Below are 13,994 nucleotides of genomic sequence, written 5' to 3' on the forward strand. Positions count from 1 at the left end.
GTGCGGCCCCAGACTCTCCGGTTTCCCACCACGGAACCGGAGCGTTCATGTCCCGCATTCTCAGTCTTGCCATCGCTGCCGCGCTTGCGGGCCAGGCGCACGCCGCCACCAAGCCTGCAGCCGCGTCCGCGCTGCCGCGCATCGACACCACCACGACCACCCAGCTGCCGCGCACCACGGTGCCGTTGCACTACACGGTGGAAGTGACGCCGCATGCGCAGGACATGAACTTCGACGGCGTGGTCTCGATCGATCTCGCCGTGGTGAATCCGACGAAGACCATCACCCTCAACGCCATCGACATGGCGTTCTCGCAGACCAGCCTGAAGGGTGCTGGCGGCGCGCTGACGCCACAGGTGAGCATCGATGCGGCCAACCAGACCGCGACCTTCACCTTCGACAAGGAATTGAAGCCGGGTCGCTACGTGCTGTCCACGCACTACACCGGCAAGATCGGCACGCAGGCCGTTGGCATCTTCGCCCTCGACTACGACACCAAGGACGGCAAGAAGCGTGCGCTCTACACCCAGTTCGAAAACTCCGACGCGCGCCGCTTCATCCCGAGCTGGGACGAACCGAACTACAAGGCGGTGTTCGACCTCAGCGCGGTGGTGCCGAAGGACCAGATGGCCGTCAGCAACATGCCGGTCAAGTCGAGCGCGGACGCCGGCAACGGCATGAAGCGCGTGACCTTCGGTACCTCGCCGAAGATGTCGACCTACCTGCTGTTCTTCGGTCTTGGTGATTTCGATCGCAGGACCACCAAGGCCGCGGGCGGCACCGAGATCGGCGTGATCGCGCAGAAGGGCATGGTCTCGCAGGCCGATTTCGCGCTGGAATCCGGCGCCAAGATCATCAACGAATACAACGACTACTTCGGCGTGAAGTACCCGCTGCCGAAGCTCGACAACATCGCTGCGCCGGGCCAGAGCCAGTTCTTCAGCGCGATGGAAAACTGGGGTGCGATCTTCACCTTCGAATACGCGTTGCTGCTCGATCCCAAGGTCTCGACCGAAGGCAACAAGATCGGCGTGTTCACCACCGATGCGCATGAAATGGCGCACCAGTGGTTCGGCGATCTGGTGACGATGCGCTGGTGGGACGACCTGTGGCTGAACGAAGGCTTCGCGTCGTGGATGGAAGGTCGCACCACCGCCAAGCTGCATCCGGAATGGGAAACCGCGATCAACATGGTGTTCGTGCGCGAAGGTGCGATGGGCCGCGATTCGGTGGCGACCACGCATCCGGTGGTGCAGCATGTCGAGACGGTGGAACAGGCCAGCCAGGCCTTCGACACCATCACCTATTCCAAGGGCGAATCGGTGATCCACATGCTGGAGAACTATCTCGGCGAGAACGCGTGGCGCGCCGGCGTGCGCCGCTACATCAAGAAGCACGCCTATTCCAACACCGTGTCCGACGATTTCTGGAACGCGATGGACGAGGGCAGCAAGATGCCGATCAAGGACATCGCGCATGACTTCACCCTGCAGCCGGGCATCCCGCAGATCGATGTCGGCAGCGCGACCTGCAGCAACGGCAAGACCACGGTGCAGCTGACCCAGGGCGAGTTCACCCGCGATCGCCCCGACAAGACGCCGCTGCGCTGGCGCGTGCCGGTGTTGGCGCAGGTGGTGGGGCATCCGGATTCGCGCACGCTGGTGCGTGACGGCAAGGGCAGCATCACCCTGCAAGGTTGCGGCCCGGTGCTGGTCAATGCCGGCCAGGCCGGTTACTACCGCACGCACTATTCCGCCGACCAGTTCGCGGCGATCAGCAAGGCCTTTGCGCAACTCAAGCCGATCGATCAGCTCGGCCTGATGAGCGATACCTGGTCGCTGGGAACGGCCGGTCGCCAGCCGATCGCCGATTACCTCGAACTGACCCGCAGCATCAACGCCGATTCCAAGCCGCAGGTGCAGCAGAGCTTCGTCGGTTCGCTTGCCACCATCAACGCCTACAAGAAGAACGACGCCAACCGCGGTGCGTTCCAGTCGTATGCGGTGAAGCGCCTGCGTCCGATGCTCGACAAGCTGGGCTGGGAACAGCAGGCCAGCGATTCCGCGGCGGTGAAGGCGCTGCGCATGACCCTGATCGGCACGCTCGGCGACATGGGTGATGCGGCGACGCTGGCCGAGGCGCGCAAGCGTTTCGCCACGTTGCAGGCGGGTGGGGCGATGACTCCGGAAATGCGTCGCACCGTGCTCGGCATGGTCGGTGCGAAGGCCACGCCGGCGGAATGGGACCAGCTGCACGCGATGGCCAAGTCGGCGCCGACACCGATGGTGAAGTCGCAGATGTATTCGCTGCTGGCGGGTGCGGAAGACCAGGCGTTGACGCAGAAGGCGCTTGATCTTGCTCTGACGGACGAGCCGGGCGCGACGGTGAGCGCGGGGATGATCCGCGGCGCTGCGTTCGACCATCCGGACATGGTGTTCGACTGGGCGATGGCGCATCGCGGACAGATCGACAAGCTGGTCGACGCCTCGTCGTTGAGCCGTTACTACGCCGGCCTCGGCAGCAGTTCGTTCGATCCGGCGATGATCGGCAAGATCCGCGCCTATGCCGAGAAGTACCTGGCGCCGACCTCGCGTCGCGAATCGGAGACCGCGATCGCCAACATCGAGTACCGCATCAAGGTGCGCCGCGAGCAGTTGCCGGCCATCGATGCGTGGTTGGCGAAGAACGGCGGCTGATCGAGCTGCCGGAGTTGCAAAGAAAAACCCGCCGAAAGGCGGGTTTTTTGTCGTTTCGGATACGGCCGTTCAACCCGCGCGGGTCATCCGCTTGAGGATCAGATGGTCGAGGCTGGCGCGCCCCGGCCCGGCCATGAACAACCAGAACAGCACCAGGATGTAGAGCACTTCGTTGAGTTCGACGAAATCGTCCAGCATCGAGATGCTGGGCAGCACCACCAGTGCCAGCGCGATCACCATGTTGAAGATCATGGGCAGGGTGGTGAGTCGCGTCATCAATCCCAGCATCAGCAGCACGCCGCCGACCAGGTCGGTGGCGCCGCTGAGCGTGGCGCTGAGATCCGGGAACGGAACGCCCCAGTTGGCGAAACGTTCGGCGAAGCCCGCATGGTTGACCAGCTTGGCCCAACCGGTTTCCGCCCAGAAATAACCGAACACCAGGCGCAGCAGCAATGGCGCGAGCCAGTCGAGGCGGGTGGTGGCTGCCACCAGCCGATCATGGATGCGGATCGCAATGGATGCATTCGCTGTCGTTGCCTGCATTGACGGGGGATTGATCGGCGGTTTCTTCAAGAAAGTGGCGCAGCGTTGCATGGTGGATTCCTCAGGTCGTCGTGTTTTCGGGAAGAATCGTGGCGGCGATCAGGTCATCGGCGATCCAGCGTTTGATCAGTCCGATCGCGCGCAACGCGGCATCGGCTTCGGGGAGCGACGTGGCCAGTCGTGCGCAGAGTTCGGCGAAGGTCGCGCCATCGTTGGCTAGTGCAAGCAACGCGGCTTCATCGTCATCGAGACGACGCCAGTGCACGCGGAAATCGTGGCGCCACAACAGCCATCGGGTGGGAACATCACCAACCGCGGCAAGCAGCGGTTCGCCAGCGTGATGTGCTTCGATCATCGCGGGAATGCCGGCGGCAACCTCCACCACCCGCATGGCCGGTTGCAGGCGCAGGCGCAGTGCGGGCCATGCATCGGGCGTGAGCGTGGCGAGATCATCGAACCCAAGCACCGGCGCATCGACGGCATCGAACACTTCGCCCTGCATCCATTCGAATTGCGCGAGTGCCGACCATGTCGCCGGATGTTCGTGATGGTGGATCCAGGCAGGAAAGCCGCTGCCGAAATGGCGAACCGACGGCTGTCGTGACGGATGGGCGCGCAGATAGCCTTCCGCGAGCGTGTCGAACATTTCTTCGCCGACCAGCGCGTGCAACACCGGGAAATCGTTGGCGAGCACGTCGATCAGGCGCAGTCGGTAGGCATCGGCGTAGATGCGCAGGCGATCATCGCGGCGATCTTCGCCAATGAAACCGGAAACGGCGGAGTTGCCGTTGATCAACCAGTGCCGCAATGCGTCCTGTTGCGCGAAGAGGGCGGGGGATGGCGCGTTCATGCCGCCTCCTTGCGTTGCATTGCGGGCGCCGATTCGGCAATCGCGCGGGCTCGCGACAGTTCATCCAGCAGTTCGGAAAACGGCGGGTAGTTGTCGTCGCGTTCGATCATCGCCGGCACGTCACCAAAGCGGCGTACGGCGTGTGCGTACAGATGCCACACGGCCTCGCACACGGGTTGGTCGTGGGTGTCGATCAACAGGCCACTGCCTTGCGTATCGCTGGTGTGGCCGGCGAGGTGGAGTTGTTTCGCTGCGTCGACCGGCAACGCATCGAGCATCGCGTACGGATCGACGCCATGATTGTGGCCGTTGACGTAGATATTGTTGACGTCGAGCAGCAGGCCGCAACCGGACTCGGCCACGATCGCGGCGAGGAATTGCGCTTCGTCGAGCGTGTTGTCGGCGAAACGGAGGTAGCTGGAGACGTTCTCCAGCAGGATCTGTCGGCCCAATGCGTCCTGGACCTGGCGCACGCGTGCCGCGACATGACGCACGGCGTCGTCGGTCTGCGGCAGCGGCAACAAATCGTGCAACTGGATGCCATCGCCGCCGGTCCAGCACAGGTGATCGGAGACCAGTGCCGGACGCACGCGTCGCTCGAGCGCGGACAGCTTGCGCAGGTAGTCGCGATCGAGCGGATCGCGTCCGCCGATCGACAGCGACACGCCATGCATCGCCAGCGGGTAGCGCTCGGCGACTTCATCCAGCACATGCAACGGGCGGCCGCCATCGATCATGTAGTTCTCGCTGATGATCTCGAACCAGTCGACCGGGCAATCCGCGGCGAGCGCGTTTTCGTAGTATTCGGGCCGCAAGCCGAGGCCGAATCCCTGCAATGGGCGTGTCATGGGGTGTGCTCCGCGATTGCGTCGATGCCAAAGTCCTGTCCCTTCGCGCGGAAGGGACAGGGCATCGGTCGCTCAGGACTTGGCCGGCTCTGCCGTCGCAGCCTTGACCTTCTCGAAATGGCCGCCGGCGACCTTGCAATCCTTCTTGGTCGCTTCGGTGAAGCCCTTGCCCTTGCACGCGTTTTGGCCCTTGCAGGCATTGCTGGTGCTCTTGCATGCGCCTTGGCCCTTGCAGGCGTTGGCGCCCATACAGTGGCCCATCGGCGCACTACCGCTGTCAGCGGCCTGCACGATCGGAGCGGTCATGAACAGGGCGGCAGCGGCCAGGGCGACGGACAGTCCGGAAGCATTCTTGATCTGGGTATTCATGGGGAAACCTCGAATGGTTGTAGAGGGAAGCCGTCGTGGTCCGGCGGCATGCCCATTTGACGCCCATCAAGTGTCCGTCGATATCCCCTCGCGTCCCGCTGCCATGCCCGAACGTCCGCGGGTCAACCCCGATTCAGGCAATCCGGACGCTTGGGCATGGCTGGCGCATCATTGGACATGGCCAAGGCAGATGCCTGCCTTCAGGATAGGGCGATGCACGAGAACACGAATCCCGCGATGGGCCCCGACAGTATCGACAACGTGCTGGAAACAGTGCTGGGTGCCTACCGCATCCGCGTGGAGATCACCGCCAACGTGGCTTATTGCGGCGGTGTGTGGTTCGAGCAGGAGCCGGCCACGCCGCACGGCCAGTTCCATCTGGTGACGGAGGGTGGGTGCTGGATCACCGGCGAAGCGTTGCAGCAGCCCCTGCATCTGGACAGGGGCGACCTGATCGTCTTTCCCGGCGGCTGCAGCCACATGTTGTCCGCTGGCCCGGATCCCCACTTGCCAGAACTTGGCGATCATTCCAATACCTGCATGCTCTGCGGCGAACTGGACTTCCTCGGCGGCCACGGCAACCCGATCTTCGCGGCATTGCCGTCGTGTTTCGTCATCCGGTCCGAAGAAAGCGGCCCGGCGTTTCGCCAGCTCGCGGAACTGCTGGCGAGCAACAGCCGTGATGCGCGCTGGGGCCGGCAAGTGATGCAGAACAAGCTCGCCGATTCGTTGTTCACGATGGCGGTGTGCGAATACGTGCGGCGTGCCGAACAGCCTCGCGGATTGCTGGCGGCGCTGGTCGATGCGCGCTTGTCGAAAGCGCTGGCGGCCGTGCACATGCAGCCCGGGGAAGACTGGACGATCCAGGGCATGGCGCATGTCGCCGGGATGTCGCGCACCTCGTTCGCGGAACTGTTTACCCAGGTGGTCGGCATGCCGCCGATCCAGTACCTCGCGCAATGGCGCGCCACCGAAGCACGACGCCTGCTGAAGAACCGACGGTTTTCCGTCGCCGCTGTCGCGGAAATGATGGGGTATCGCAGCGAGGCCGCGTTCCGGCGTTTCTTCAAGCGGCTCGAAGGGATTGGTCCCGGGCGTGCGCGCAGCGAGGATGACATGGGATGAAGAAAGCCCCGCATTGCGGGGCTTTCTTCCGTACACGATCCGTTGTCAGGTGTTGCACTTACATGAAGTTGTATTCCACCAACGCATTGAAGGCGCGTCCGCGCGGATCGGCCACGCGCGCTTCCCATGCGGCGCCGTCGCCATCATCCAGATAGCGGATGGTGAACGGTGGTTTGGTATTGAGCAGGTTGCGGATGCCGAAGGTCAGCCTCAGGTTTTTGGCGGCATTCCAGCTGGCACTGTAGTTGTAGGTGATGTATGCCTTCACGTTGGGATCCCAGTCCGGCGGGCGGTAACCGTTGGCGATGCCCGGCGGTTGCCAGTCCTTGTAGCCGCCGCGATAGACCTGGGTCAGGGTATGCGCCCAGTTGCCCTTGCGCCAGCTGAAGTCGAGCGTGTGCTTCCACTTGATCGGCAGGTTGAAGTAGCGGTCGTATTCGCCCACCAGGTTGTCGCTGTAGGGCAGGTCATCGAAGCTCTTGGTCCGGAAGGCCTGCAGGTAATTGCCGTTGAGGTGGACATTCCAGTTGCCGCCGGCGAGCTTGCCGCCGACATTGGCATCCAGTTCGATGCCGCGGGTCAGGGTGCCGCCGGTGTTGATGTAGCGTTGGTCGACGTCGATGATGTTGCCGCTGGAATCACGAATGAAGTTGGACGCGTACAGGGGATAGTTCGCGGTCATCGTGCTCAGGCTGAAGCCGCTGCGGATCGTGTTGGTGCGCTCGATTTCCCACCAGTCCACGGTGAGGTTGCTGTTGCGCGTGGGCGCGAGGACGAAGCCGATGCTCTTCTGCTTGGCCTTTTCCGGCGCCAGCTTGGGATTGCCGCCGCTGAGGATATTGGGGCGGATCTGCACGCTGCAGTTGACGACATTCGGATTGAATTGGCCCTTCGGGCAGATTGCCGGATCGGCCAGGTCGAGGCCGGTGTATTGGCTTTCGGTGACACCACGGAAGAGCTTGGCGAAATCGGGCACCTTGAACCCGGTGCTGTACGAGCCGCGGAAGGCCAGCCAGTCCACCGGCTGCCACTTGAACGAGTACTTGGGATTGGTGGTGCCGCCAAAACCGTCATATCTGTCGTGGCGCACTGCCAGATCCAGTGACAGGCTGTCGAACACCGGCACGTTGAATTCGGCGAATATCGCTTTCACGTTGCGTGTCTTCTTCGGCATGTAATTCGCCGAATCACCGGGTGGGCCGAAGACAAAGGCATTGCCCAGCGCCCATTGTGCCGGCCCATCGAACTGGTATTCCTCGCGGCGCACATCGACGCCGACGGCGGCCTGCACCTTCTCCTTGGCCCACAGATGGAAGCCGAGGCTGCCGCTGAAGCTGGCATCGAACGTGGTCATGGCGGTGGTGCCGTTGTACAACTCCAGGCCGGTGGCATCGGCTGCGGCCAATGCGGCCTCGGCTGCCGCCGATTGCGTTTGTCCGGGCATCAGGAACGGGTTGAGCACGCCATTCTTCAGCATCGCTTTCAGTTGCGGCGTGTAGTAGTAGCCACCCGCAAGGGTCGACTGGGCCTTGCTCTGCGCGCGCGACAGGCCGACGTTGTAATCCCAGGTGCCAAGGGTGCCGGTCAGGCCGAGCAGCAGGCGGTAGGCCTTGGTCGTGGTTTCAAGTTGGCGCGGGCCGCAGGCCTCGCAGCGCCAGCGGTAGGTGATCGGCTTGCCATAGACCAGGTTGGCCTGTGGACCAAAGTAATTGAGCAACTGATTGTAGATCGAGTCGTAGGTCGCCTTGGTGTTCGCGTTCAACTCGTAGGCGTCAAGCTGGGTGGCACTGGCATTGATGCTGGTCGAGAGTTGTTGCGCTTCGAACTGGCGCTTCGACGTGACTTTCGAAGCCATGAATTCGGCAAAAAACTCATGGTGCTCGCCGATCCTGAAAGTGGCGCGACCGATTGCCTGCAAGGTTTTCACTGGCTGCTGGATGGTGCGCGCGCGGCCGTAATCCCAGGCGCAGGCGAAACTGGCACTGGGGCTGGCCCAGATATTCGCGTCGTACGGGCCCATCATGTCGCCACCGTTGGCGCAGCCGGCACCGCCGGGCAGGTTGAGCGTGTTGATCGACGTCTTGGTGAGGCCACTGGCCGGGTCTTTCAGGCCACTGCCGATCATGCTGCCGGTGCCGGTGCCGACTGTAGCGAACGGTGTGCCGCGGGTATCCGGGGACAGGCCGCGATTCGGCTGGAAACTGTTGGCGAAGTCGCGCTGGTTGCCGCGGAGGGCGTCGTTCTTCTTCGCATTCACTGCGGCCCAGACATTCCAGCGGTCCTTGTCGAGGTTGCCCCAGCCGCCGAGCATGCTGGCGTGGTAGATGTTGCCGCCGCCTTCCTGGGTGACGTCCACGCCGGAGGTCAGTTGCAGGCCCTGATAGTCGGTGCGGGTGATGAAGTTGATGACGCCGCCGATGGCGTCGGTGCCGTAGATCGCCGATGCACCGTCGCGCAACACTTCCACGCGATCGATGGCGGCGAAGGGAATCGAGTTCAGGTCCACCACCTGGCCAGCAAGGCCGTGTGCGGCCACGCGCCTGCCGTTGAGCAGGACCAGCGTGGCATCGGCGCCCTGTCCACGCAGGTTGGCGCCGGACACACCGTTGTTGCCGCGCGTGCCGGGAGGAGCGATACCGCTGTTGGCGGCCAGGCTGTCGGGACTGTTGCTGGCGATGTTCAGTTGTTGCAGCAACTGTTCCGCCGAGGTGATGCCTTGCGCCTGGATCTCGGCCCTGTGGATGATGGTGACCGGCATCGCCGCTTCCACGTCCGTGCGCTTGATGCGCGAACCGGTGACTGTCACCGTGCCGAGGCTGCTCTTGTCCGGCTGCTGGGTGGCGGAAACCTGATCGGCCTGCTGGGCAAAGGCGGGCAAGGACAGCGCCGCGAGGAGCGCGATGGAAAGGCGATGGGCGACAGGCGCCGTGCGATTTGGCATGAGTCCCTCTTAGACGATGAATGCGATGTGCGGGATGTCCCAGCGCGCTCCCGGCACGCGGCGTTGACTCCGCGTCATGTTCCGGTCACGTTCGATTCACAATCTAGACGATTTTCGCCAACCGCGCAGTATTGCGATGCCGCAACCGTCACGAAGGTGCGGGGCAATCACCGAAAGCCGGGCGAAGGGTCGAAAATCCATCATTTGCTGAAGTCATTCATTCTCACGAACCAGCATGCGCGACGAGATCGTCCGATATTTCCTGCTCGCCACGATCCAGGTCCTGGTGATCGCGCTGGTGTTCCGGCCGATGGAGCGACGCTGGCCGGTCGAGCAGTGGACGGATCATCGCGCCACCCGGATCGATCGTGCCTATACGTTGATCAAGCTGTTCGGCGTGCTGCCATTGTTCGCCTATGGCGTGCTCGCGTCGCTGGGCCATTTCTTTGGTGATGACGGCAACGATGCGGCTGGCGTGATCAGCGTGCAGCAATTCATTCCATGGTTCGATCACCATCCGTTGCTGTTGTTTTTCGTCTATTACGCGATCTACGATTTCACCTACTACGCGATCCACCGCCTGCAGCACGCGATTCCGTGGTGGTGGGCATTGCACAGCCTGCATCACAGCCAGCGCCAGATCGGCTGCTGGTCGAACGATCGCGATCATTACCTCGACGATCTGCTGGAATCATTGATCGTCGCCGGCGTCGCGGTGCTGATCGGCGTGTCGCCAGTGGAGTACGCGGTGATCGTGCTGTCGGGCGAGTTGTTGCAGAACCTCAGCCACGCCAATGTGCGTTTGCGCTTCGGCCCGGTGCTGGACAAGCTGGTGGTCGATCCGCGCTACCACCGCCTGCACCACATGCGTGTCGATCCCGAACGACCGACGCTGCACGCCTGCAATTACGCGCTGGTGTTCCCGCTGTGGGACATCGTGTTCGGCACCGCGCTGTACGGTGAAGCGCCGCGGCCGACCGGCGTCGGCGATCCGATGGTGGATGCCGACAATCGTCGCGGCATCGTCGCGCAGCAACTGTATGTGCTGAAGCGTTTCTGGGGCGCGTTCCGCTGCCGCGCCGGCTGGCGGCCGGGCGATGTCGCGTTCAACACGAATTACCGGCCGGTGTCGGTGCGTGACTTCGACTTGCACGCACTGGAGGAGAGTCAGGTGCCGTTGAAAAGCTCATCGCCCGGCTGAGCGCCTTTAGCGGTTATCCGCAGTGTCCGACACGCCGTGAATCCATCCATGGAGGCTCGACTCGGCGTCCATGCCTCGTATGGTCGGCCACTGCGGACGAACCGCACGGCGCTGCCGGTGGCGAGTTTTTTGCTCTTCTCTTGAAAGCAACAACACGCCCACGCCAGCCAGCGCGTGCGATCAAACCGCCATCGGTTCGCTGAAGGCTTCCGGCTCGTGGTCCTTGAACTCGCCGACCGGGATGCAGCTGCAGAACACGTTCTTGTCGCCGTACACGTTGTCGATGCGCGCGACCGGCGGCCAGTACTTCTGCTGCTTCAGCGATTCCAGCGGGAACACCGCCAGTTCGCGGCTGTAAGCGTGCGTCCATGTGTTGGAGGCGGCCTGCATCGCGGTGTGCGGTGCATGCTTGAGCGGATTGTCCTCGCGGTCGAGCTTGCCGTTCTCGATCATGCGGATTTCGTCGCGGATCTGGATCATCGCGTCGATGAAGCGGTCGAGTTCGTACTGCGATTCCGATTCGGTCGGTTCCACCATCAGCGTGCCGGCGACCGGGAAGCTCAACGTCGGCGCATGGAAGCCGAAGTCGATCAAACGCTTCGCCACGTCTTCAGCACTGATGCCGGTGACGTCCTTGATCGGCCGCAAGTCGAGGATGCACTCGTGCGCCACCAGTCCGTTGCGACCGGTGTAAAGCGTCGGGTAATGCGGTGCCAGCCGCTTGGCGATGTAGTTGGCATTGAGCAACGCGACCTGCGTGGCCTTCTTCAGGCCTTCATTGCCCATCATCGCGATGTACATCCAGCTGATCGGCAGGATCGACGCCGAACCGAAACTGGCCGCGCTCACCATGCCGCCCTTGCCGACGCCGTCGGTGGTCAACGCATCGTCCTGCGCGGTCTTCGGCAGGAACGGCGCGAGGTGTGATTTCACCGCGCACGGACCGACGCCGGGGCCACCACCGCCGTGCGGAATGCAGAAAGTCTTGTGCAGGTTGAGGTGCGAGACGTCCGATCCCCACTTGCCGGGCTTGGCGACGCCCACCAGTGCGTTCATGTTGGCGCCGTCGGTGTAGACCTGACCGCCGTTGGCGTGGATGATCTCGCAGATCTCGACGATCGCTTCCTCGAACACGCCATGGGTGGAGGGATACGTCACCATCAGCGCGGCGAGGCGATCACTGTATTTCTCGGCGTTCTTGCGGATGTCCTCGACATCGACATTGCCGTTGGCATCGCACTTGGTCACGACCACGTTCATCCCGCACAACTGCGCCGATGCCGGATTGGTCCCGTGCGCCGACTCCGGGATCAGGCAGATATCACGATGGGCTTCACCGCGGCTGGCGTGATAGGCGCGGATCGCCAGCAAGCCGGCGTATTCGCCTTGCGCACCGGAATTTGGCTGCAGGCTCACGGTGTCGTAGCCGGTGCATTCCACCAGCATCGCTTCGAGGCCGTCGATCAGCGCCTTGTAACCCTGGGCCTGATCGGCGGGTGCGAGCGGATGGATGTTGGCGAATTCCGGCCATGTCACCGGGATCATTTCGGCGGTGGCGTTGAGCTTCATCGTGCAGGAACCGAGCGGGATCATGGTGCGATCCATCGCCAGATCCTTGTCGGCCAGCGAACGCATGTAGCGCAGCAGTTCGTGTTCGCTGTGATGGGTGTTGAACACCGGATGGGTGAGGAACTTCGATGTGCGCTGCAATTGCATCGGAATCAGCGAGGGTGCGCTGGCGTCGAGCGCTTCGATGTCGGGCAGCTTGGCGCTATCGTCGGCGAAGATTTTCCACAACAGTTCGACGTCGGCGCGGGTGGTGGTTTCATCCAGCGAAATGCAGATGTAATCGTTCCACGCCTTGCGCAGATTCACGCCGTGCGCCTGCGCGCGCGCGATCAACGCGTCGGTCTTGCCATCGGTCTTGAGGCTGATGGTGTCGAAGGCGCTGCCGTGGTGCGATTTTGTGTATCCGAGCTGCTGCAGGCCGGCCATGAGGATCGCGGCGAGGCGTGACACACGACCGGCAATCCGCTTCAGGCCATCGGGGCCGTGGTAGACCGCGTACATCGACGCCATCACCGCCAGCAGTACCTGCGCCGTGCAGATGTTCGATGTCGCCTTCTCGCGACGGATGTGCTGTTCGCGCGTCTGCAGGGTGAGGCGATAGGCCTTGTTGCCTTCGGTGTCGACCGACACACCGATCAAACGGCCCGGCATGTTGCGCTTGTAGGCGTCACGGCAGGCCATGTAGGCGGCGTGCGGACCGCCGAAGCCGAACGGCACGCCGAAACGCTGCGAATTGCCGATCACGATATCGGCGCCCATTTCGCCCGGCGTCTTCAGCAGCGTCAGCGCCAGCAGGTCGGTGGCGAAAATGGCCAGTGCCCCCTTGGCGTGGACCTTCGCGACTTCTTCGCTCCAGTCCATCAGCCAGCCACTGCTGGCCGGATACTGGATCAGCGCGGCGAAATAGTCGTCCGCGGCGATCGCGGCATCCCATTCTTCGGCCGAATTGGCCAGCTTGATCGTCAGGCCCAGCGGCTCGGCGCGCGTGCGCATCACTTCGATGGTCTGCGGGTGCGCATCGCCGGACACCACGATGGTATTTCCCTTGACCTTGGACGAACGCCTGGCCAGCGTCATCGCTTCGGCGGCGGCGGTGGCTTCATCCAGCAAGGATGCGTTGGCGATTTCCATGCCGGTGAGATCGGCGACCATCGTCTGGAAGTTGATCAGCGCTTCCATGCGGCCCTGCGAGATTTCCGCCTGGTACGGCGTGTAGGCGGTGTACCACGCCGGGTTCTCGAGAATGTTGCGGAGGATGACGTTCGGCGTGTGGGTGCCGTAATAGCCTTGGCCGATGAAGCTGCGGAACACCTGGTTCTGGTTGGCGAGGGTGCGGATGTTGGCGAGCGCCTCGACTTCGGTGAGCGCGCCCGGCAGCGCCAGCGGCGCCTGGCTGCGGATCTTCGCGGGAACGATCGCGTCGGTCAGCGCGTCGAGTGACGTGTGTCCAAGCGTCTTCAGCATCGATGCGATTTCGTCATCGCCGGGGCCGATGTGGCGGGCGATGAAGGCGTCGTGGTCTTCCAGCTGGCGCAGGGTAGGGGTGTTCGACATGGCAGCGACCTCGGGCAGGGAGTGGGGAACGAACATCGGTCGCACCCATGCGCTGCATGCGCAAAGACACTTGCGTGTTCGCCCCTCTGTCCTTTTGCCTGAGAGTTTGGACGGCGAACCGTCTTGCCCCTTCGGCGCCGGCATGTGGCCGGTCTCTCCAGAGTGTTGCCGCTTGCGATGGTTCGGAGCCTGAGCGATTGCGGGCGGTTGCGCCTTCGGCAGCGGTTTGCACCGCTTCTCCCATTGCCGGGGAATTATACGATGTGGTCGCCTGTGACTGCCGGTTACCATGTCTGAA

9 protein-coding genes and 1 riboswitch are annotated in these 13,994 nt (G+C 63.1%); of the genes, 3 read left to right on the top strand and 6 right to left on the bottom strand.

The window, feature by feature from the left end; translation table 11 throughout:
- Positions 1 to 47 precede the first annotated feature (47 nt).
- On the top strand, positions 48 to 2,696 hold the full coding sequence (locus tag Lysil_RS06695; protein ID WP_103074711.1) for a M1 family metallopeptidase: 2,649 nt from the start codon (positions 48 to 50) through the stop codon (positions 2,694 to 2,696).
- 69 nt (positions 2,697 to 2,765) lie between these two features.
- On the opposite strand, the gene Lysil_RS06700 is transcribed toward Lysil_RS06695, so the two are convergent.
- The 4 genes from Lysil_RS06700 to bufA2 form a co-directional block, all read right to left on the bottom strand.
- Positions 2,766 to 3,185 (bottom strand): DoxX family protein, encoded by a 420-nt coding sequence (locus Lysil_RS06700; protein ID WP_205756874.1) that lies wholly within the window; start codon positions 3,183 to 3,185, stop codon positions 2,766 to 2,768.
- Positions 3,186 to 3,300: 115 nt separating this feature from the next.
- A complete protein-coding gene (locus Lysil_RS06705; RefSeq protein ID WP_103074712.1) occupies positions 3,301 to 4,089 on the bottom strand; it encodes an HvfC/BufC N-terminal domain-containing protein in 789 nt (262 codons plus the stop codon).
- On the bottom strand, positions 4,086 to 4,937 hold the full coding sequence (gene bufB / locus Lysil_RS06710) for an MNIO family bufferin maturase (RefSeq protein WP_103074713.1): 852 nt from the start codon (positions 4,935 to 4,937) through the stop codon (positions 4,086 to 4,088). Before bufB ends, Lysil_RS06705 begins: the two co-directional genes overlap by 4 nt.
- Positions 4,938 to 5,009: 72 nt before the next feature.
- Positions 5,010 to 5,306: a BufA2 family periplasmic bufferin-type metallophore gene (gene bufA2, locus Lysil_RS06715; protein ID WP_103074714.1), complete on the bottom strand. Its 297-nt coding sequence runs from the start codon at positions 5,304 to 5,306 to the stop codon at positions 5,010 to 5,012.
- Positions 5,307 to 5,519: 213 nt separating this feature from the next.
- On the opposite strand from bufA2, the gene Lysil_RS06720 reads away from it, so the two are divergent.
- Entirely contained in the window at positions 5,520 to 6,431 is a 912-nt protein-coding gene (locus Lysil_RS06720; protein ID WP_165782406.1) for an AraC family transcriptional regulator, read from the top strand.
- A gap of 58 nt (positions 6,432 to 6,489) precedes the next feature.
- Here Lysil_RS06720 and Lysil_RS06725 read toward each other — a convergent pair whose 3' ends face one another.
- Positions 6,490 to 9,372 carry a TonB-dependent receptor domain-containing protein gene (locus Lysil_RS06725; protein WP_103074716.1) on the bottom strand — a complete coding sequence of 961 codons (2,883 nt, stop codon included), beginning with the start codon at positions 9,370 to 9,372 and terminating at the stop codon, positions 6,490 to 6,492.
- Positions 9,373 to 9,607: 235 nt separating this feature from the next.
- On the opposite strand from Lysil_RS06725, the gene Lysil_RS06730 reads away from it, so the two are divergent.
- Positions 9,608 to 10,573 (top strand): sterol desaturase family protein, encoded by a 966-nt coding sequence (locus Lysil_RS06730; RefSeq protein WP_103074717.1) that lies wholly within the window; start codon positions 9,608 to 9,610, stop codon positions 10,571 to 10,573.
- A gap of 180 nt (positions 10,574 to 10,753) precedes the next feature.
- Here Lysil_RS06730 and gcvP read toward each other — a convergent pair whose 3' ends face one another.
- Positions 10,754 to 13,696: an aminomethyl-transferring glycine dehydrogenase gene (gene gcvP, locus Lysil_RS06735; RefSeq protein ID WP_103074718.1), complete on the bottom strand. Its 2,943-nt coding sequence runs from the start codon at positions 13,694 to 13,696 to the stop codon at positions 10,754 to 10,756.
- 76 nt (positions 13,697 to 13,772) lie between these two features.
- Positions 13,773 to 13,867: riboswitch (glycine riboswitch) on the bottom strand.
- Positions 13,868 to 13,994: the final 127 nt, after the last annotated feature.

It is taken from the genome of Solilutibacter silvestris (genome assembly GCF_002895945.1).
In the GTDB taxonomy this organism is placed as follows: domain Bacteria; phylum Pseudomonadota; class Gammaproteobacteria; order Xanthomonadales; family Xanthomonadaceae; genus Solilutibacter; species Solilutibacter silvestris.

Excerpts from the sequence above, each read along its gene's own strand:
- Lysil_RS06705 (WP_103074712.1), bottom strand. The coding sequence starts at position 4,089 with ATGAACGCGCCATCCCCCGCCCTCTTCGCGCAACAGGACGCATTGCGG.
- bufA2 (WP_103074714.1), bottom strand. The coding sequence starts at position 5,306 with ATGAATACCCAGATCAAGAATGCTTCCGGACTGTCCGTCGCCCTGGCC.
- Lysil_RS06725 (WP_103074716.1), bottom strand. The coding sequence starts at position 9,372 with ATGCCAAATCGCACGGCGCCTGTCGCCCATCGCCTTTCCATCGCGCTC.
- Lysil_RS06720 (WP_165782406.1), top strand. The coding sequence starts at position 5,520 with ATGCACGAGAACACGAATCCCGCGATGGGCCCCGACAGTATCGACAAC.
- bufB (WP_103074713.1), bottom strand. The coding sequence starts at position 4,937 with ATGACACGCCCATTGCAGGGATTCGGCCTCGGCTTGCGGCCCGAATAC.
- gcvP (WP_103074718.1), bottom strand. The coding sequence starts at position 13,696 with ATGTCGAACACCCCTACCCTGCGCCAGCTGGAAGACCACGACGCCTTC.
- Lysil_RS06730 (WP_103074717.1), top strand. The coding sequence starts at position 9,608 with ATGCGCGACGAGATCGTCCGATATTTCCTGCTCGCCACGATCCAGGTC.
- Lysil_RS06695 (WP_103074711.1), top strand. The coding sequence starts at position 48 with ATGTCCCGCATTCTCAGTCTTGCCATCGCTGCCGCGCTTGCGGGCCAG.